General features: G+C 70.0%; 15 protein-coding genes. 6 read left to right on the forward strand and 9 right to left on the reverse strand.

Translation table 11 applies throughout. The annotated features are described in order from the left end of the window. Window positions 1-54 precede the first annotated feature (54 nt). The 3 genes from KY572_RS37180 to KY572_RS37190 are packed head-to-tail and all read left to right on the forward strand — an operon-like array spanning window position 55 to window position 3540. Window positions 55-1602, forward strand: coding sequence for an AAA family ATPase (locus KY572_RS37180; RefSeq protein ID WP_224248458.1), 1548 nt, complete (start codon window positions 55-57; stop codon window positions 1600-1602). Continuing rightward, window positions 1599-2300, forward strand: a complete 702-nt coding sequence (locus KY572_RS37185; protein WP_224248459.1) for a hypothetical protein — start codon at window positions 1599-1601, stop codon at window positions 2298-2300. Before KY572_RS37180 ends, KY572_RS37185 begins: the two co-directional genes overlap by 4 nt. 22 nt (window positions 2301-2322) lie before the next feature. Next, a complete protein-coding gene (locus KY572_RS37190; RefSeq protein WP_224248460.1) occupies window positions 2323-3540 on the forward strand; it encodes a type II secretion system F family protein in 1218 nt (405 codons plus the stop codon). On the opposite strand, the gene KY572_RS37195 is transcribed toward KY572_RS37190, so the two are convergent. The 8 genes from KY572_RS37195 to amrB form a co-directional block, all read right to left on the reverse strand. Next, window positions 3537-4532 carry a carbohydrate binding domain-containing protein gene (locus KY572_RS37195; RefSeq protein ID WP_224248461.1) on the reverse strand — a complete coding sequence of 332 codons (996 nt, stop codon included), beginning with the start codon at window positions 4530-4532 and terminating at the stop codon, window positions 3537-3539. The genes KY572_RS37190 and KY572_RS37195 overlap by 4 nt on opposite strands. A gap of 70 nt (window positions 4533-4602) precedes the next feature. Next, on the reverse strand, window positions 4603-5178 hold the full coding sequence (locus KY572_RS37200; protein WP_224248462.1) for an ester cyclase: 576 nt from the start codon (window positions 5176-5178) through the stop codon (window positions 4603-4605). Beyond that, window positions 5162-7243, reverse strand: a complete 2082-nt coding sequence (locus KY572_RS37205; protein WP_224248463.1) for a sensor histidine kinase — start codon at window positions 7241-7243, stop codon at window positions 5162-5164. The genes KY572_RS37200 and KY572_RS37205 overlap by 17 nt, the downstream gene beginning before the upstream one ends. Beyond that, window positions 7244-8662 carry a sigma-54-dependent transcriptional regulator gene (locus KY572_RS37210; protein WP_224248464.1) on the reverse strand — a complete coding sequence of 473 codons (1419 nt, stop codon included), beginning with the start codon at window positions 8660-8662 and terminating at the stop codon, window positions 7244-7246. Window positions 8663-8723: 61 nt separating this feature from the next. Then, complete coding sequence (locus tag KY572_RS37215; protein WP_224248465.1) at window positions 8724-10097, reverse strand: PKD domain-containing protein; 1374 nt, start codon at window positions 10095-10097, stop codon at window positions 8724-8726. Between the two features lie 26 nt (window positions 10098-10123). Next, complete coding sequence (locus KY572_RS37220; protein ID WP_224248466.1) at window positions 10124-11152, reverse strand: hypothetical protein; 1029 nt, start codon at window positions 11150-11152, stop codon at window positions 10124-10126. A 173-nt stretch (window positions 11153-11325) separates the two neighbouring features. Continuing rightward, a complete protein-coding gene (gene amrA / locus KY572_RS37225; protein ID WP_224248467.1) occupies window positions 11326-11874 on the reverse strand; it encodes an AmmeMemoRadiSam system protein A in 549 nt (182 codons plus the stop codon). Then, entirely contained in the window at window positions 11874-12680 is an 807-nt protein-coding gene (amrB, locus tag KY572_RS37230; protein WP_224248468.1) for an AmmeMemoRadiSam system protein B, read from the reverse strand. Before amrB ends, amrA begins: the two co-directional genes overlap by 1 nt. 133 nt (window positions 12681-12813) lie before the next feature. On the opposite strand from amrB, the gene KY572_RS37235 reads away from it, so the two are divergent. The 3 genes from KY572_RS37235 to KY572_RS37245 all read left to right on the forward strand — a co-directional run bounded on the left by KY572_RS37235 (window position 12814) and on the right by KY572_RS37245 (window position 17673). Then, entirely contained in the window at window positions 12814-13728 is a 915-nt protein-coding gene (locus tag KY572_RS37235; RefSeq protein WP_224248469.1) for a hypothetical protein, read from the forward strand. Window positions 13729-13867: 139 nt separating this feature from the next. Continuing rightward, the gene (locus tag KY572_RS37240; protein WP_224248470.1) at window positions 13868-16468 is read left to right on the forward strand and encodes a peroxisomal multifunctional enzyme type 2; all 2601 of its coding nucleotides are present in this window, start codon (window positions 13868-13870) and stop codon (window positions 16466-16468) included. Between the two features lie 26 nt (window positions 16469-16494). After that, window positions 16495-17673 (forward strand): lipid-transfer protein, encoded by a 1179-nt coding sequence (locus tag KY572_RS37245; RefSeq protein ID WP_224248471.1) that lies wholly within the window; start codon window positions 16495-16497, stop codon window positions 17671-17673. A gap of 30 nt (window positions 17674-17703) precedes the next feature. Here the strand turns inward: KY572_RS37245 and KY572_RS37250 are convergent, their stop codons facing one another. Beyond that, a complete protein-coding gene (locus KY572_RS37250; protein ID WP_224248472.1) occupies window positions 17704-19887 on the reverse strand; it encodes a hypothetical protein in 2184 nt (727 codons plus the stop codon). Window positions 19888-20001: the final 114 nt, after the last annotated feature.

The raw sequence follows: 20001 nt of genomic DNA on the forward strand, positions 1-20001 counted from the left end.
ATCTGAGCCATGGCTCCCCCGGCCGCTGGCTCTGCTTCCCCACGCTCTTCCTCCATGCCGTGGTTGGAGGAACTCGACATCCTCATCCGGGCTCGCTACCCGCTGCTCTACCTCGTCTCGTGGGAGGAGCACCGGGTGGACACCATCCTCGCCGAGCTCGCCCGCTCGCACGGCAAGGCGCTCTTCCACTGGTCCGTCATCCGTGGCCTGCGCAATGTGGGAGGAACGCGCACCACGACGCAGTCCGAGGAGACGCGCAACCCCATCGAGGCGCTGGCCGCCATCGAGAAGCTGAACGAGCCGGCGCTCGTGGTGCTCAAGGACTTCCATCCGTACCTCGAGGAGAAGGGCGTGGTCCGGGCCCTCCGCGAGCTGGCGCACTTCCTCAAGAGCACCTTCACCACCGTCATCCTCCTCTCGCCGTCGCTCACCATCCCCGTCGAGCTGGAGAAGGAGGTCTCCGTCATCGACGTGCCGCTGCCCGGGTACAACGATCTCATGCAGCTCTTGAAGGAGATCGTCGCCGTGGTGCGCAAGGGCAACAAGGCGACCGTCGACCTGTCGCGCGAGCACGCCGATCAGCTCATCAAGGCGGCGCTCGGGCTCACGCTCGCGGAGGCGGAGAACGCCTTCGCCAAGGCCATTGCCCACGACGGCAAGCTGGGCGTGGAGGACATCAAGCGCATCCAGGACGAGAAGCGCCAGGTGATCCGCAAGAACGGGCTGCTCGAGTACTACCCGCCCGACGAGACGCTGGGCAACGTGGGCGGCCTGCAGAACCTGAAGTCCTGGCTGAGCCAGCGCACCGCCGCCTTCGGGGAGCGAGCCCGCCAGTTCGGCCTGCCCGAGCCACGAGGCGTGCTGCTGCTGGGCGTGCAGGGCTGCGGCAAGAGCCTCACCGCCAAGGCCATCTCCGCGCACTGGAACCTGCCGCTGCTGCGGCTGGACATGGGGCGCATCTTCAGCGGGCTGATCGGCTCCTCGGAGGAGAACCTGCGCAAGGCCATCCGCGTGGCGGAGAGCGTGGCGCCCGTGGTGCTCTGGGTGGACGAGATCGAGAAGGGGCTGTCCGGAGTGGCCTCCTCGAGCACTGGGGACAGCGGCGTGTCCGCCCGCGTCTTCGGCACGCTGCTCACCTGGCTGCAGGAGAAGACGGCGCCGGTGTTCGTGGTGGCCACCGCCAACCGCATCGACGGCCTGCCTCCCGAGCTGCTGCGCAAGGGCCGCTTCGACGAGATCTTCTTCATCGATCTGCCCGAGCAGGCCGAGCGTCGGGAGATCCTCCGCATCCACCTGAACCGCCGGAAGCGGGAGCCCTCGCACTACGATCTGGAGGCGCTGGCCACCGCCACCGACGGCTTCAGCGGCGCGGAGATCGAGCAGGCGGTGATCGCGGGGCTGTACGAGGCCTTCGGCGAGAACGTGGACCTGGGGCAGCAGCACCTGGTGAAGGCCATTCGAGAGACGTTCCCGCTGTCCGTCACCATGAGGGATGAGATCTCCCGGCTGCGGAACTGGGCCAGGGGGCGCACCCGCCCGGCGTCGCCCGGAGGCCCGCCGGAGGGCCTGCAAGGGGCGGTGGCTCCAGGGGGCCGGAAATGAGCCCCAAGTTCTCTCGCTTCCTCCACCTGGAGCGCTCGCGCGGAGAGGGCGCGAAGCCCGAGGCGGCCACCCGGCTGCAGAGCGGCAACCGCTTCGAGAACCCGGTGGAGCGGGAGGCGGCGCCCCAGGCGGGGAGCGTCCCCGACGCGCACCTCGAGCGCTTCCGAGGCGAGGCGCCGCTGGCGCTGTCCGAGCCCCAGGCCGAGAAGGAGCGCTTTCCCCGCTGCGCCCGGTGCGAGTCCGACAACGGTCGCTTCGCCAGGGAGTGCACGGTGTGCGGCGCGGACCTGAACACGCCCCAGCAGCGCGCCTACAACGAGCAGCTCTGGGAGACCCGGAAGCAGGACCTGGCGCGGGAGCGTGAGGCGACCGAGGCGCTCGGGCAGCAGCGGCTCGCCGAGGAGAAGCAGAAGGACGATGCCCGCTACCGGCAGATGCTGGAGAAGCTGCGAGAGGAGGAGCAGCGCTCGAGCTTCAACTGGGACTTCTTCCTCGGTGACACGCCCATTGGCTGGCGGCTCCTGTCGCTCATCTCCAACCCGGTGACGCGCACCGGTGTCCTGATCCTGAGCATCCTCGTGCCCGTCGGCCTCTGGCGCTACGGGACGGGGCAGGTGCGGGCCGCGGGGATCATCATCGGGCTCATCGTCCTCATGCTGCTGCTCCCTACGCATCGGCGGAGCCGATGGTGGCGCTGAGCGCCGGGCGAGAGGGCCTGCCATGAACGAGCGGCGATCATCGCGGGTGGCCCCTGCGGCCTCGCAGGAGTCGCCTCGGGAGAGGCCTCGGAGCAGCGCGGCGTCGCCGAGGCCCGTCCGCCCGGCGCAGCGCTCCGCGCCTCCCAGCGGCATGGGAGAGCGGGTGGCTCGGGCCTGGAGCCGTCATCCGCTCGTGTCGATGGCGCGTCACCGCCAGCGCCTCGGCTTCTACGTCGGGCTGCACACCATGCTTCGCTCCGGCGTGGCCCTGTCGCTGGCCCTCACGGAGCTGTCGCGCGGGGCGGACAAGGACGCCTTCCGCCGTGCCGTGGCCGATGTTGGCGCGGCCATCGCCAGCGGCTCCGGTCTGGCCGAGGCCCTGCGCCGCCAGCCTTCCTGGTTCGAGCCGCACGTGGTGGCCGCGCTGGAGGCCGGCGAGTTCTCCGGAACGCTCGAGGCGGCACTGGCGGGTGTCATCGCCCGCATGGAGGCCATCCAGAAGCTGCGCTGGCGCACGCTCGCGCTGTGCCTCTACCCCGTCTATCTGCTGGGCGCGTTCATCATCGGAGGCTCGTTCCTGGATGCGGCCACCGGGGCCATGAGCTCCAGCGGGACGGATGGCATCATCGGGGGCGCCATCCTCGCGATCGTCGGGCGGATGCTCTCGGCGGCTACGGTCGGCTTCGCGCTCTTCGTGGCGCCGCTGGGCCTGGCGGCGCTCGGGCTCGAGGCGGGCTGGGAGCGGCTCCGCCTGCGTCTCCCGCTGCTGGGGACGTTCCACCGGCGGTTCCAGGCCAGCCGCTTCTGCGAGGTGCTGGGGACGTCCCTGGGCGCCGGGCTGGACGCGCCCCGCAGCCTCCAGGCAGCCATCGAGTCCACGGGCAACGCGGAGCTACAGGCGCGCGCCGGTCAGGCGGTCCAGCGGCTCCGGGACGGCGCCACCTTCACGGACGTGGTGGAGTGGCTGGGCGTGCTGGACGCGGAGTCGCTGCGTCAGGTCGGAATCGGTGAGCGCTCCGGCCGCATCGAGCCGCTCCTGCAACAGCAAGCCCGGGAGAACACCGAGGCCGCGCTGCGGGGGCTGCGCAACCTGGTGTTCGCGCTCATCGTCATGCTGGTGGTCTATCTCTTCGCCACCAACATCATGCGCATCTTCGAGTTCCAGTCGGACTACTTCCGCCGCATCGAGGATCTGAGCCACACCGGCGTGTCCGCGCCCCGGCAGGGAGGGAGACCCTAGTAGCCTCGCCGCGTCCGGACGACGATCACGTCGTCCACCATGACGGTGCCCTCGCTGCCCAGGGAGAGCACCGCGCCGACGCGCTCGTCGAACAGCGCCTCCTCGATGGCGATCTTCTTGGTGACGTGCTGCCACTCGGTGGTGGCGCTCACTGTCTCGCACGGTCCATCCCAGGGCTCGTCGTTCATCTGAAGGCACAGGTTCACCATCTCGCCTCCCTGGGTGCCACGGATACGGGCCTCGATGCGATACTCCTCCCGCTCGGCGACGGGATCCCGGAGGGGCTGCTTCACCGAGCTGATGGCGCCTTCGGCGCCTCGGGTCAGCACCATGCCCAGGAAGCCCGAGTGCCGCGCATCCGGTGACGTGGAGGCCGAGCCATCCGGCGAGTTCGTCCAGAAGTTCCACATCCCCAGGTCGCTCTCGAAGGAGCCGTTGCTCAGCAGGTTGTCCTCCTCCTCGTCGGCATCGCCCTTCTCCACGACGGCCTGGGCGATGGAGACCTCGTCCACATAGACGGTGGCCTCGTTCGTGGTGACGCTGATGAGGGCGGTGGCGTTGCTGTTGGCCTCGGGCAGGAGCAGCATCCGGGACACCGTCCGCCACCGGTTCTCGGCCACCACCTCGAAGCCCTGTCCGTGGAAGCTGAAGGTGACGCGTTCGCCTCCCGCGGCACCCTTGAGGCGGGCGTTCACCTGGAAGGTCTGCCCGGCGCGGTGCGCCAGCGTCTCCTGGCCCGCCATGCAGCCCCAGCCCTCGGTGCCCTTCTTGAGCTTGAGCCCCGCGCTGCCGAAGTCCGCCGCCTCGGCGCTGACGGAGGCCGTTCCCTCCTTCACGTTCGTCGTATGCCACCAGCCCTCGAGGCCAGCCTCGAACGAGCCGTTGACCACCAGGTTGGGCCCGATGAGCGGCGGCTGGGGCTCTCTACAGCCGGACCCCATGCCCAGGGCCAGCACGCCCAACCACCAGTGCTTTCGAAGTGCGAGGGTCATGGAGGTCTCCTTCCTGGGGCAGAGGTATGCCCTCGCATCGTAGTGCGTGGCGGAAGGAGAGGGCAGGTGGCTACGGCCGATCGCTCCCATGCCTGGCATCCCTCTCTCGGCTCGCGGGGCTGACCGCTCTTGCACGATGTAACGCCTGGCGTAGGAATGCCTTGCCCACCGTGACGGGGTGGTTCAGCGCCGTGGCCAGCCTGCCCTTGAGGGTCAGCGGGTCGTGGGCGATGCCGAGCTGCCGCAGGATGGTGTTCGCGTCGAAGTAGATGCGCTCGCAGGTGATGAGCTCTCCCTCGAAGAGGAAGATGGCGCTCATCCGCGCCTTGAAGGCTCGGCCCGTGGGGGGCAGTCCGCGGTAGTTGCCCAGGTGCGTCCCGTACAGCTCGAACTCGGTGATGATGGCGTCGTCCGCGTGGTGCATCGTCAGCAGGCGGTTGCGCTGATCCGGGAACGCGGTGCGTGACTCCTTGTAGTAGCGCCTCACCGCCTCGGCTCCTTCGTACACGTCGCCGGTGGCCATGAGCTCGTAGCGCGGGTGGCGGAACGTCGTCATCGTCGCCTCGAAGTCGTGGCGGTTCTCCGAGTCGAAGTGCTCACGGAGGATGGCTTCGCGGCGGGCTCTCAGGTCATCGGGAAGGGGCATGGGCCGATGTTGCCTCAACCGGAGGCTCCAGGGGCAGGGTGATGGAGAAGGTGGCGCCGCCCTCGCCGCTCACCAGGCGCAGCTCCCCGCCGTGACGGCTGACGATCTCGTGCGAGATGGACAGCCCCAGGCCCGTGCCCTCGCTGGGCGCGCGGGTGGTGAAGAACGGATCGAAGATGGCCTCGCGGTGCTCCGGGGCGATGCCCGGCCCCGTGTCCCGGAAGACGAGCTCCACCCGCCCATCGACGCGGCGGCCGGTGATGAAGATGTCTCCGCCGTCCGGCATGGCCTGGGCGCTGTTGAGCAGCAGGTTGGTGAAGACCTGGTTCAGCTCACCGGAGCGGCACGGCACCTTCGGCAGGGGCTGCAGGTCCCGGTGCACCCGGATGCCGCGCTCGTCCAGGCGCTTGCCCACCAGGGTGAGCGTCGCCTCCAGGTCCGCCGCCAGATCCGTGAGCTCCGGGGCGACGCTGCGCGCCGTCACGTAGTTGCGCAGGTTCTCCACGATGCGGTGGATGCGCTCGTTCCCCGTCTGCACCAGCTTCAGCGCCCGCTTCGCCCCCTCGAGCGCCTTGCGTGCCGCCGACAGCTCGGGCTGCCCCGCCTCCTGACTTCCCAGCACGCCCTCCAGCAGCTCCAGCCGGCGCCGCAGATCCTGGGCGCCTCCGCGCGTGAAGTTGAGCGGGTTGCCCACCTCGTGAGCCACCCCGGCCACCAGGTGGCCCAGCGAGGCGAGCCGGGCCTGCTGCACCATGCGCGCCTGGGCGGCCTTGAGCTGCTCCAGCGCCTGCATCAACTCGCGGGTGCGCTCCTCCACGCGCACCTCCAGCACGTGCGCCTGGGCGGTGCGCTCCTCCAGCAGCTCATCCTGCGCGCGCTTGTGCTCGCGCCGCAGGGCGCGGATGCGCTGGGCGAGGCCGAAGGAGAGCAGCGCCGCCTCCACCAGCGAGCCGACGCGCGGCAGGTAGGAGGCAGTCGTCGGGGGCACCAGGTAGCCGGTGGCCGCGAAGCCCGAGGCGAACGTCCCGCACAGCAGGGCCACCCAGCCCCCCAGGAAGAGCTGCGCGTGTGGGCTCCCCCGACGCCAGGCCACCACGCCCGCCAGGAGGATCAACGCGGCGCAGAACACCACCAGGACCATGCCTCCCTGCTGCACGAAGTGGTGGCTCGTCCAGAGGGCCACCACCCCGAGCACTCCGGCCAGCCCCATGACGATGGAGAGCAGCCGGTCTATCCAGGGGGCCACCCTGGCGAGCTCCAGGAAGTCGCGGGTGAAGCCCAGGGAGCCGAACAGCAGGATCGACGCGAAGAGGATCTCGCTGCGGGCGGCCCAGCTCGGGGACTCGGGCCACAGGTATCGGAAGGTCGTCTGATCCAGCGCCGCCTGCGTCAGCACCATGCCCAGCTGGAAGAACGAGTAGTAGAAGTAGGTGCGGTCCCGGGTGGACAGGAAGAGGAAGAGGTTGAACAGCAACATCGCCAGCAGCACGCCGAAGTAGAGGCCGTCCACCAGGTTCGCCCGGGAGGAGTCCGTGGCGAAGTCGTCGTCCGACCAGAGCGTGGGGGTGAGATCCAGCGTGTCCTCTCCCGCCATGCGCAGCCAGTAGAGCTGCGACTCGCCCGGATCCAGGGACACATTCAGGAGGAGCCGCTCGCCGCGCACCTCGCGCTGGGACATGGGCAGCATCTTCCCGGAGCGCCGGCCCACGAAGTGCCCGTCCTTGCCCCGGGTGTACAGCGTCGCCTCGTCGACCGGGCGCGGCAGCTCCAGCAGCCAGTGTCCCGGCTCCCGGCCCGCGTTCAGCAGCCGGAAGCGCAGCCAGAAGGCGCTGCGCTGATAGCCCACGTTGAGCTGCTCCAGATCGATCCGGGGCAGCTCCTGCTCGGCGCGCAGCTCCACCTGCTCCACCGTCAGCGCGCCGGACGTGTCCTCGAAGACCTCCAGCACGGGGATGAGGGTGGACGGCGACTGTCGGGGCGTCAGCGCCAGCACGGGCGCCGCCGAGGCGCTCAGGCTCCCGAGCAGCAGCAGGACGACTCCCAGGCGTGCCCGCGGGCCTCTCATTCAGAGCAGCCCGTACTTCTTGGCGCGGCTGATCAGCGTCGTACGCGGGATGCCCAACGCCCGCGCCGCGCTGGAGCAGTTGCCGCCATGCTGGACGAGCAGCTCGCGCAGCTGCTCGGTCTCGCTGCGGCGCACCTCCTCGCGGACTCCGCCCGAGGCGGGCTCGGAGCTGGGGGCTGGCTCGGCGCTCGAGGCCGGCTCCGCCGTCACCGGAGTCAGGGTGAGGCAGAAGTCGTCGAGCACCAGCTCGTCCCCCTGCGCCTGCACGAGCGCCCGCTGCACCAGGTTCTCCAGCTCGCGCACGTTGCCCGGCCAGCGGTAGCGCGCCAGCGCCTCCACCACGCCGGGCCCCACCCGCGCGCGGCGGTACGGCCCGCCGTGCTTGGCGATGAAGTGGGTGACGAGCGGCCCCAGATCCTGGGGGCGCTGGCGCAGCGGCGGCACGGTGAGCGGCAGCACGTTGAGGCGGTAGTAGAGATCCTCGCGGAAGCGCCCCTGCGCCACCTGCCGCGCGAGATCCCGGTGGGTGGCGGCGATGACGCGCACGTTCACCCGCAGCGTCTGGTTGCCGCCCACGCGCTCGAACTCGCGCTCCTGGAGCACGCGCAGCAGGCTCACCTGCAGCCGGGGAGAGATGTCGCCGATCTCGTCCAGGAAGATGGTGCCGCCGTGCGCCAGCTCGAAGCGCCCGCGCCGCGTCTTCACCGCGCCGGTGAAGGCGCCCTGCTCGTGGCCGAACAGCTCGCTCTCCAGCACGCCCTCGGCGAGCGCCGCGCAGTTGACGCGCACGAAGGGCCCCACCGCGCGCCGGCTCTCCTCGTGGATGAAGCGGGCGATCAGCTCCTTGCCCGTGCCCGTCTCTCCGTGGACGAGCACGGTGGCGTCGCTCTGCGCCGCGCGCCGGGCCTGCTGGAGCGTGCCCTGCAGGCCCCCGGAGGCGCCGACGATGTTCCCGGTGTCACGCTCCTCGCGCGCATCCTGCTCCAGCACCTCCGCCAGCTCGGCCCGCGAGGCCAGGCGCCGGCGGCTCTCCACCATGGCCAGGCCCCGCTCCACGCAGAAGCGCAGCTCCCTCGCGTCCCAGGGCTTGACGATGTACTCGTGGGCGTGGCCCCGGTTGATGGCCGCCAGCAGCCGGTCCGCGTCGCTGTAGGCGGAGACGATGACGCGCACCGTCTCCGGCCGCCGGGCCACCACCTGGGCGAGCAGCTCGATGCCGCTCATCCCCGGCATCCGCTCATCCGTGAGGATGAGGCCGATCCGCTCCTTCTCGATGAGGGCGAGTGCCTCCTGGCCGCTCGTGGCGGTGCGCACCTCGAAGTCCTCCTCGAAGTGGAGCCGGAAGAGCTCCAGGTTGTCAGGCTCGTCGTCCACATACAGCACGGGGGACTGTGAGAAGGGACCCGGTGCGACGCTCATGGTCACACTGTAGTCTCCCCCGAGTGCCAGGAGTGCGGCAACGCGGGTTCCTCCTCCGCGCTCAGCCTCCCTGGCGCCGCGAGCCCTGGGGCTGCAGGTCGTCGAACTTCCCCTCGGCCTCCAGCCGGTTCAGATCTTCACCTGTAACGAACTGCTGCTCGAGCAACTGCTGGGCGCGCTTGATCTTGGCGATGAGGAGCGGGTCGGTCACCGGGTTGTGCTTCTCCCGGGTGGGAGGATCCGGCGGGCGCATCACCGAGAACGAGCCCCGGGCCGTGTGGCCGTCCTCGCTGGTGCCCTCCAGCTCGTAGGTGATCATCGCGACGTCGGGCTCGGCCTTCGTGTTCAGCGTGACCTGGAGCTCCACGCCCTTGCCCGGGGGGACCACGTGCACCGCCAGTTCATTTGTCTCGTGGGCCTCCTCGCGCGGCGGCTCGGACTGGCGGTCTGGAGCCCCCATCCCATAGCGCACCGCGGTGACCCGGGTGATGCGCACCGGCCCCTTGGCGTAGTGGAAGAGGCGGAAGGTCTGCCGCACCACGCCATCGGCGCCCAGCATGGGGAAGCGCGGGGTGCCCTCGCCCATCACGGTGACGATGTTGCGGTAGACGAAGTTCTCGTAGGCGCTATTGAGGACCTGCAGGCCCTGGCGGCCCTTGACGCGCTCGCCGTCGGCGGCCACCGCCTCCACGGACACCAGGTACTGGAAGTACATCTTGTCCATCTCCTGGCCCGCGAAGCGGTGGGTGGCCACGGGCAGCTCCGTGGTCTCCGTGGCGCCGTCACCCCAGTCCCACACGTAGCGCACCGCCTTGAAGGGCTTCGCGTCCGCCAGCTTCCTGGCGGCCACGTCCACCACGCGCACCTGGAACTCGTACTCGCCGATGGTGTTGATCATCATCCGCGAGGTGACGAGCGCGTTGCGCATCGGCTCGCAGTCCTTCACCTTGTACGCCGGCAGGGGCACCTGGGTGGCGACGTTGTCGCGGCCGAACACGCTCACCGTGGGCACCTGGTAGGTGCCGTCCGAGTTCTTCCAGATGCGCACCGGCAGGCGCTGGCCGCCCTCGCTGCCCACCACGTAGTGGAGGTGATCATCCGTGCCGTCCACGGTGTGGGCGCGGATGGAGACGAGGTTCTCCTCGCCCGAGCACACCTCTGGCTTCTCCACGGTGATCTCGTCGATCACCGGGGCCGGGCGGGAGTCGGCCACCGGCGCGGCGACGGCCTGGGGAGCCGCCTTGGCGGGCGGCGGGGGCGTCGCCGTGGCGGTGGTGGCGGTGGCGGTGGGTGCGGCGGTGGGCCGTGGCTCCGAGAGGTCGGCGGCGGCTCCGGAAGGCAGGAGCCACCAGAGCAGCGCGACGGTGGCAAGGCCTGCTCCGGCCAGCAGGGGCTTCGTCGGGAAGCGGCGGGAGGCGGACGTGTGGGGGCTCATGGTGGGCTCCTTTCTTCCTTCCGCGCTCAGTGCCAGCAGCCGTAGACGGCGCCGCCCGAGTTGAACTGCAGGTTGTGGTTGTAGTCAGGGGCCCAGACGTTGTTCAGGTCACGCGTGCCCCAGTGCACGCCCCAGCCGCCAATGCGATCCGGGCTGATCGAGCGGGCCACGGAGACGGGGTCATTGCGCACGCCCTGCCAGATGTGGGGCTCGCTGCGGTCGCAGCTGTTGGTGGCCATGCAGTTGGCGACCTGGTGGGCCGCGTTGGCGCACACGTCAAAGAAGGGGCAGATGAAGGTGAGCGCCGCGCCACCCCAGAAGCCCTGCTCGTTGCGGCAGTCGTTGTTCACGTTGTTGAAGAGCGAGTCCGCCGCCGCGGCCAGCTGGCCGTGGGAGTAGGTGTAGGCGCTGATCTGGCCCTGGCCTCCGTAGGCGTGCGCGTGCGCCAGGTAGGTGGAGCACACCATGCCGTTGTTGGTGGACCAGGGCGCGGCCAGGTTCGCGCCCTGCAGATCGCGGAACTGGAAGAGCGAGTAGGGCACGCGACCGCCGTTGAGCACCGGGAAGTCGACGGGCGCGTTGGGGTCGGTGTCCGAGTGGCCGAAGATGACGGCGTGGTTCCACCACTGGGCGTTGGCGATGCCATCCGCGGCCGCCGCGTTGTAGCGCTGGTACCCCAGGAAGGTGCTCCCCTTGAGGTAGGTGTAGATGCCTCCGACGCCAACCTGCGACAGGCCGGGGTACCCGTAGCGGAGCTGATCGGCGTTGAGGGGCAGGCCGCACAGCAGGGGCCAGGCGTTCTCCGTCGGCATCTTCATGGTGGCGTGGGTGACGCCCGTGAGGCCGTGGGACAGCATGGAGTGCGAGCGGTACTCGCCCACCGCGGTGAGCACGGCGTCCACGGGGCCAGGGCCCTTGTTGAAGACGGCGGCGCCGTTGGGGGCGTTCCATCCCGCGGGAGCCCAGCCACAGGTCTCCGCGTGAGCGGTGGAGGACAGGGTCAGCGCCGCGGCGCCGAGGAGCATCGAGACAGAGGCTGCTGCTTTGGTCATCATCGAGAGGACTCCGGAAAGAGACGGAGCCCTCCCTTCGCAATGGCCGTGCCTGGAGGCCGACTACACCGTACTTCTGGAAAATCGAGGGGTTGCTGTAAGGCGAGGTGTCGAAGTGACGAGCGCTGACGACACCTGTCGAAAGGTGACGAAGCCTGTCGAAGTGTCGACGCCGCTCAGTTGCGCAGCTCGGGCTCGGACCAGTCCTCGGCGGTGAAGCGCCACAGCCGGGTGCCCGACAGCCACTCCCGGGACGGCAGCCCCGCCTTGCGCTGGAGGAAGGTGAGGAACTCCGCCGGAGCCGGCAGCTGCCTCCACATCTTCGGGATGAAGACGCCGCGGTGTGGGCCCCACTGCAGCAGCACGCCATCCACCCCGGGCCGCAGCTTCTCGAGCGCCTCCTGTCGAGAGTGCACCTCGAGCGGCTCCATCGGCGTCAGCAGGCTCACCTCGAAGCGGACGGCGTCCAGCTCGTTGCGCCGGAGCGGCGAGAAGCGGGGATCGCGGTGGGCGGCGCTCCGAGCGTTCTGGATGAGATCCTCGGACAGGGGGCGGTGGGCCTCGAGGCTGCCGATGCAGCCGCGCAGATCGCCATCCTTGCGCAGGGTGACGAAGCAGGCGCCGGGCGCGGCCAGCCAGGGCTCGTCGGGCACCTGGACGCGCGGGCCGTCCAGGGACTCCTCCACCGCCGCGCGGGCGAGGGCCAGCAGGGTGAGGCCGCGCATCAGAGGACCACCTGGGGAGAGGTGAAGGCAAACGCGCCGTAGCCCACCACCCGCGAGTGGTCCCCGGCGGTGTCGCCCGAGTTGCGCAGATCGAGCTCCTGGACGCGCAGGCCTCGGCGCCGGGCCGCGAGCAGCAGGCCCGTCAGGGGAATGGCACCACAGGCCTGCTCGGTGTCGAGGTGCTCCGCGTCGAGCGCGAGGATGCGGTCGGCCGTCTCGCGGTCCGCCGCGCGCGCCTTCTCATAGGGCAGGTAGTGCGAGAGATCCGAGCTGATGAGGATGAGCGTCTCGTCGCCGTCCCAGAGCTGCTCCAGCACCTCGGCGACCTGCTCGGCGCTGGCGGAGCCCACCACGAGCGGCACCACGGGCACTCCGGGCAGCACGCGCTGGAGGAAGGGAAGCTGCACCTCCAGGGAGTGCTCGTGCGCGTGGGCGCGGGCGGAGGAGGAGACCTGCGGGAGCCGGGCCGCGGCGGCGACTCCCTCCGCGCTCACCGGGAGGACGCCGAGCGGCGTCTCCAGCCCCTCCGCGTCGGGCAGCGCCAGGCCACGGAACGGGACACGGTGGGCGGGCCCCAGCAGCACCACGCGGCGGAAGTGGGGGGGCGTGCCGAGCAGCCGCGAATAGGCGGTGGCGGCGATGGGGCCCGAGTACACGTAGCCCGCGTGGGGCACGACGAGCGCCTTGGGGACCTGCCCGGGGCGGGAAGGAACCTCGGAGAGCAGGCGATCGACCGTCGCGGCGAGCTGCTCCCTGCTTTCAGGATAGAAGGCTCCGGCCACGGCTGCGGGGCGTACGTGAGGCATACGGCTTCCAACCTCCTGCGGGCTCGCATTCTTTCTCCCCAAGCATACCTACACGAGGCGAGGCGGAGGACCGTGAGACGTACCGCGGGGCAGAAGTCCGGAGGCCCCTCGAAAGGTCTATTGTCGAGCGACCATGCCCTGCTCCCCCCGTCTCCTCCTGTGCGCTGCCCTGCTGCTGGGGATGTGCTCGTGCACCACCTCCTCCTCGGCTCGGCGGGAACTGCCCGCCAACGCGGTGACCCTGCGCTTCGCCTGGCCCGAGGGGTTCTCCGGCCGCGTCGAACAGCACACCATCATCCAGATGTCCGGGCAGGGAGGAGCCATGGAGTCCCGTCGCTCCTACTGGCTGAGAGAGGAGCCGGGGGCGCGGGAGGACCAGCGGCGGCTGGTGGCGGTCAGCGACGGGGAGCCCTCCTCGGTGTTCGGGTCCTTCATGGACCCCGAGGTCACCATCATCTTCGATCGCGAGGGCAACTTCCTCGGGGCGGAGAATCCCCAGCAAGAGGCGGTGCGGGAGTTGCTGGAAGCCCTGCCGCTGCCCGCCGAGGAGAAGGAGCAGGCGCAGCAGGGGGCCGTGGCGGCCCTGGCGGGGGTGGCTCGGGACCGGTGGGAGCAGCGGGTGGGCGCCTGGCGCGGAGTGACGCTGGTGCCAGGGGAACCCATCCGCCGCAAGACGAAGCTGTGGCTGGGGCAGAGCTTCCTCGAGCGGGAGGAGGTGGAGGCCGAGGAGCGCATCTCCATCGAGCCCGCTGTGCCCTGCACGCCCGATGAGCAGGAGCGGCGCTGCGTGAAGTTGATCGTCGAGGTGGAGCCGCTGCGGGCCTACCACGAGTCCGAGCCGTGCGAGCGCGCGGAGGGCTTCTGGCACTTCATCCTCGTGACCGATCCCCAGAGGCTCCTGCCGTACTCCGTGCTGAAGGTGCGGCAGGATGAGATGAATGGCTGCCGCGAGGACGGGAGCCGCTACACCCGGCAGTCCCTGCAGGCGGAGGAGCTCACCTTCACCTATGGCGTAGCGCCGCCTGCTCCCGGCTCACGCACCCTGTGAGCAGAGGCGATACCGATAGCGAGGACGCGCTGCGCCATCCGGTTCGTACCCGGGGGGGAATCTCCGGCCGGGCGGCCGTGGGTTGACGTGTGCCGGGGCGCGCTGTCAGAACGGTGCCGACGCATTGACAGGAGAATCAATGTCCAACGAGCTTCGCTTCGACGGAAGGGTCGCCATCGTCACGGGTGCCGGCCAGGGGCTGGGTCGCGCGCATGCGCTGCTGCTGGCCAGCCGTGGCGCCAGGGTGGTCGTCAACGATCTGGGCGGCACCGCCACGGGGGGAGGGAAGAGCTCGGAGGCCGCTGACAGGGTGGTGGCCGAGATCAAGGCCGCCGGCGGCGAGGCGGTGGCCAACTACGACTCGGTGGAGGACGGGGCGAGGATCGTCCAGTCGGCGCTCGATCACTTCAAGCGGCTGGACATCGTCATCAACAACGCCGGCATCCTGCGCGACACCACTTTCCACAAGATGAGCGAGCAGGACTGGGAGCTCATCTACCGGGTGCACCTGCTCGGCGCCTTCCGCGTCACGCACGCCGCGTGGCCGCACCTGCGCGAGGCCGGCTACGGCCGCATCCTCTTCACCTCGTCCGCCGCGGGCATCTACGGCAACTTCGGCCAGGCCAACTACGGCATGGCCAAGCTGGGGCTGGTGGGCCTGGCCCGCACGCTGGCGCTCGAGGGCGCCAAGAAGAACATCCTCGTCAACGTGATCGCGCCCATCGCCGGCTCGCGCCTCACCGAGACGATCCTCCCCAAGGAAGTGACGGACGCGCTCAAGCCGGAGTACGTGAGCCCGCTGGTGGCCGTGCTGTGCCACGAGAGCTGCGAGGAGAACGGCGGCCTGTTCGAGGTGGGCGGCGGCTTCATGGCGAAGCTGCGCTGGCAGCGCACCGAGGGGACGCGCTTCAAGCTGGGGCGCAACCTCACCCCCGAGCTCGTCCAGGGCCAGTGGGCGGCCATCACCGACTTCGAGAAGGCCACCTTCCCTTCGGACGTCGCCTCCTCCATGCAGCCGGTGATGGAGAACCTGGAGAGCAAGAGCCGGGGGGGCAACGAGTTCATCGATGTGGACGCGGCGCTCGGCTACGAGTTCCCCGCCGTCTCGACGTCGTATGACGAGCGAGACCTCTCCCTGTACGCCCTGGGCGTGGGCGCGGCGCGCGATCCGCTGAACCCGAAGGAGCTGCGGTTCGTCTACGAGAACCACGGGGACGGCTTCCAGCCCCTGCCCAGCTACGCCGTCGTCCCGGCGGTGAACGCCGTGCTGAAGCTGGTGGCCGAGGGCAAGCAGGCCCCCGGGCTGAACTACGGGCTGGACCGGGTGCTGCACGGCGAGCAGTACACGGAGCTGCTCCGGCCGCTGCCTCCGCACGCGAAGCTGCGCCACCAGGGGCGCATCAAGGACATCTTCGACAAGGGCAAGAACGCGCTGGTCGTCACGGACATCCGCACCTTCGATGCGGCGACGGGCGAGGAGCTGGTCCGCAACGAGATGACCATCTTCGTGCGCGGCGCGGGCGGCTGGGGCGGGGACCGCGGGCCCTCGAGCGACGTCAACGTGCCGCCGGAGCGCGCGCCGGACGCCGTGGTCACCGAGAAGACGAGCGACAACCAGGCGCTGCTCTACCGGCTCTCCGGAGACTGGAACCCGCTGCACGCGGACCCCGAGTTCGCCAACGCGTTCGGCTTCCCCAAGCCCATCCTCCACGGCCTGTGCACCTTCGGCCACGTGGCGCGGCACGTGCTGGCGACGTACCGGGACAGTGACGCGCGCTACTTCAAGAGCATCAAGGTCCGCTTCGCCGATTCCGTGTTCCCCGGCGAGACGCTGCAGACCGAGATGTGGAAGGAGTCCGACTCGCGCATCGTCCTGCGCTGCAAGGTGGTCGAGCGGAACAAGGTGGTGATCAGCAACGCCGCCATCGAGCTGCACACGGAGCTGCCCAAGGCCAGCGCGGCGCCCAAGGCCGAGGCTCAGGCTCCCAAGGCCGCTCCAGCCGCGAGCCAGGGCAGCGCGAGCGCGGAGGTGTTTGGCGTCATCGGCCGCTACGTGGAGAAGCACCCGGAGCTGGTGGCCAAGGTGGGCAACGTCTACCTGTTCAAGCTCACCAGCCCCGAGAGCGCCTGGACGCTGGATCTCAAGAACGGGCAGGGCGGCGTGACGCAGGGCGCGGTGGGCAAGGCCGACTGCACCCTGGAGCTGACGGACGCCGACTTCATGGAGATGACGTCGGGCAAGGCCGACCCGCAGAAGCTCTACTTCGGCGGCAAGCTGAAGATCTCCGGCAACGTGATGGCGTCACAGAAGCTGAACTTCCTCACGAAGATCGATCCTCGCGAGGTGGGCGCAGCCTCCGGAGCCGCCGCGAAGGCCGAGGCTCCGAAGGCGGACGCCGCGAAGAGCAGCGGCCCGGCCTGCGCTCCGGCTGTCTTCAAGGCCCTTCAAGAGCGCCTGACGAAGAGCCCCGAGCTGGCTGCGGAAGTGGCCGCCCTGGTCCAGTTCAAGCTCACCGCGCCCGAGGGAGCATGGGTGGTGGACCTGCGCTCCTCGCCGGGCAGCGTGTCCGAGGGGACGCAGGCGGGCGCCACCGCGACGCTGACGCTGGCGGACGAGGATCTGCAGGCCCTGGCCAGGGGCACGGTGACGGCTCGGGAGCTGTTCCAGCGGAGCCGGCTGCGGGTGGATGGGGACGTCCGGGTCGCCCACCGGCTGGGGTTCCTCAAGAATCTGGTCTGACGCGCATCACGAAGGAGAGACGAGTCATGGGTCGTCGAGTCAATGTCGCCGGTGTCGGCATGATCAAGTTCGCCAAGCCGGGGGCGAGCGAGGAGTACGACGTGATGGCGTCCAAGGCCGCGACCGCGGCGCTGCGGGACGCCGGGGTGCGCTACGACGAGATCGAGCAGGCCTTTGTCGGGTACGTCTTCGGAGACAGCACCTGCGGCCAGCGCGCCGTGTACGGGCTGGGGCTGACGGGCATCCCGGTCATCAACGTGAACAACAACTGCTCCACGGGCTCCACGGCGCTGTACCTGGCGCGGCAGGCCATCGAGGGCGGGCTGGCCGAGTGCGTCCTGGCGCTCGGGTTCGAGAAGATGGAGAAGGGAGCGCTGGGGGCCAAGTACGACGACCGGGTGAATCCGGTGGAGCGGCACGTGGACGTGCTGAACCGGACGCAGGGCTTCGCCGGCGGGCCGCTGACGGCGCAGATGTTCGGCGGGGCGGGCCGCGAGTACCGGTGGAAGTACGGGACGAAGCGCGAGACGTTCGCGAAGATCTCGGAGAAGGCGCGCAAGCACGCCGCGAAGAACCCCTACGCGCTCTTCAGCCAGCCGCTCACCGTGGAGGAGATCCTCGCCTCCGAAGAGGTGTTCGATCCGCTGACGCGTTACCAGTGCTGCCCGCCGACCTGCGGCGCGGCGGCGGCGGTGCTGTGCTCGGATGAGTTCGCGCGCAAGCACAACCTCTCGCGGCCGGTGTACATCGCGGCGCAGTCGATGACGACGGATCTGCCCTCGAGCTTCGAGGACAGCATGATCAAGATGGTCGGCTACGACATGGCGGCGAAGGCCGCGAAGCAGCTCTACGAGCGCGCCGGCATCGGCCCCGAGGACGTGGACGTGGTGGAGCTGCACGACTGCTTCACGGCCAACGAGCTGCTCACCTACGAGGCCATCGGCCTGTGCAAGGAGGGCGAGGCCGAGAAGTTCATCTGGGACGGGGACAACACCTACGGGGGGAAGTTCGTCACCAACCCGTCCGGAGGGCTGCTCTCCAAGGGCCATCCGCTGGGCGCGACGGGCCTGGCGCAGTGCACCGAGCTGGTGTGGCACCTGCGCGGCCAGGCCGAGCAGCGCCAGGTGGAGGACGCGCGCGTCGCGCTCCAGCACAACCTGGGGCTGGGCGGCGCCTGCGTGATGACGCTCTACCGCCGCGACTGAGCGGCCGTCTCCGGCACCTCCGACGCGTGCTCAGTCGCAGGCCGCGTCGGAGTCCTTGCTCGTCAGCCCGCGGACACCGGTGGGGGTGGCCTCGAACACCTGGAAGCCATCACACCCCTCGTAGCAGGTGTTGTCCGCGAGGATGAAGAGGCGCTCGTCCCTCGTGAACACGAGGAAGGGTGGTGAGCCACCGCCGATGTCCTTCTCGTCGGTGTCGCAGTGGTGCGTCGTGGTGAGAGCGCGCGGTCCGGCGCCGCTGTCCACGGTCCAGACCTCGGAGACGCAGGTCCCCATGCACGCAGGGGCACCTTCCTCCGTCATGACGGCGTAGGTCCGGAACTTCCGGGTGTAGCAGAGCCGGCCGAAGCCGGGCTGCGCGGCCGTGCAGTTCTGGAGATTGCCTCCAGGGCTGGGAACCATGTCGGGACGTTCCTTCAGGGCCGCCACGAGCTCGGCGGTGCACTGCGACGCGTTCTTCTGCTGGAACTCCTTCCGAGCCCTCTGGAACACCTCGGCGTCCTGGTCCTCCAGGAGGCGCTGGAGAGCCTTCACCTGCGCGGGCGTCGCCGGCTCGAAGGGAGACAGGGTGATGTCCTGCGAGAACGCCAGCCGCGCGTCGGGGGCCTTCAGTGGCGCGCTCATCGGGAAGCCCCAGCCCTTGTTGCCGCAGTCGCTCGCGAACTCCACGGGCTTCGTCTTCGTCGGCAGGGCGCCGACACGCTTGATGCGCTTCGTCTCCCAGGAGCGCTCCAGGCCGTACCACTGCTTGGGCCCGGCCATGAACCGGGAGAGCGCCTGCTTCCACTGACCCTGGTGAAACTGCAGGAGGGGCTCGATGATTGCCCGCCCCTCCTCGGTTCCCACCGGTGTCCCGCCGGTGACGACGGCGATGACCAGCTGCTCGCTCGCATTCTCGGGAGGGAACTTCGCCAGCAGCTCCGCATAGCTGCGCTGGAGCTCCAGATCGGGCCGGCAGTGCATATAGCCCTCACTCAGGGCCCGCCGCGTCTTGTCCCCGCGATCCCCGGCCAGGGCGGTGACGGCCGCGGCCGCCTGGCGGACGTCCTCGGAGGGGTGCTCCAAGGCCCGCCGGGCCGCCTCGAGCGCCGCGGGCTCCTTCGCCGCCCGCTGGAGCCAGGCGCTCCGGGTGGCCACATGCTCGCAGGACACCAGACTGGCGGCAGTGGACGCGACCCGCTCCTCCTTCGCGTGCAGCAGCGGCAGGAGCCGCACGTAGCGCTCCTCTCGCGGCTCGATCAGATCGAACAGCTCCACGGCGACATGGCGATCCGCCGCGGGAGCCGCCAGGAGCGCGGGAGCCACCCCGGGCCCCATCGCCAGCAGTGCGCGTCGCTTCTGCAGGACGACATCCGAGTCCACGTCGTGAAAGCTCTCGATGAGGAGCGGCGCGAGCGGGAGCGCCTGGGGGCCCAGGACGCGCAGGGCTCGGGCCGTCGCCCCCCGCACCAGATCCGGCGAGGCGTACGCCGTCCGTGGCGTGCGCAGGTAGCGCTCGAAGACGGGGAGCGTCTGCTTCGGGTCGAGCTGCTTCACGGCCCCCGCGAGCGCCAGCACGGCGTCGAACTGGCGCCGCGCATCCTGCGACTCGTAGTCCTGGAGGACCACGAGCGGCGCGGGCTGAGAGCCCTTCAGCAGGGCCGCGAGCTGGGGAGGCAGCGGGCTCGGGGCAGGGGAGAAGGCAATCTCCTCCAGGAAGCCATCCTGGAAGGCAACGGACACCTTCCCCGGCCGGCCCTGGAAGGCCTGGCGCTCGGCTCCATCGGCGGAGACGTAGAGGGCGAGCTCCAGCCCCTTCGAGGGTGGCGCTTCCCTGCCGCCCGCCAGGGGCACGGAGTCCTGCAGGAACCGCTCGCGCGGCAACAGCCGCTCCGGTTCCTGCTGAGAGGCGATGAGGAGGTTCCAGGTCTCATTGTAGGAGGCGGACGTGTCCCACAGGAGCTTGCCGTCAGCGGAGGACACCTCCACGGACTTCAAGGGGCCTCCACGGCACGTGCGGACGGCGAGCACCAGATCGGGCACGCCATCTCCCCCCACGAGCTCCGAGGAGTCGGCGACGTCTCGCGTGCCGGTGCCGAGGACCAGCGCCTCGGATCTGCACGCTCCAGACGTCGCGGGCGCTCCACTCTTGGGTGGCTGTCCGAGGCTCGGGAGCGGGCTCATCACGCAGAGCAGCAGCGACAGAAGACGCGGCAAGGACATACCCCCAGTGTAGCCGCGCGGCGGAGGCCCCGGCAGTGGCCCCGATTTCGAGCGGCTCTTGTCCTATGCTCGCGGGCTCCATCGCTCTTGCTCGACGGGCCCTCGAGC

The organism is Hyalangium gracile, assembly GCF_020103725.1.
GTDB lineage: Bacteria > Myxococcota > Myxococcia > Myxococcales > Myxococcaceae > Hyalangium > Hyalangium gracile.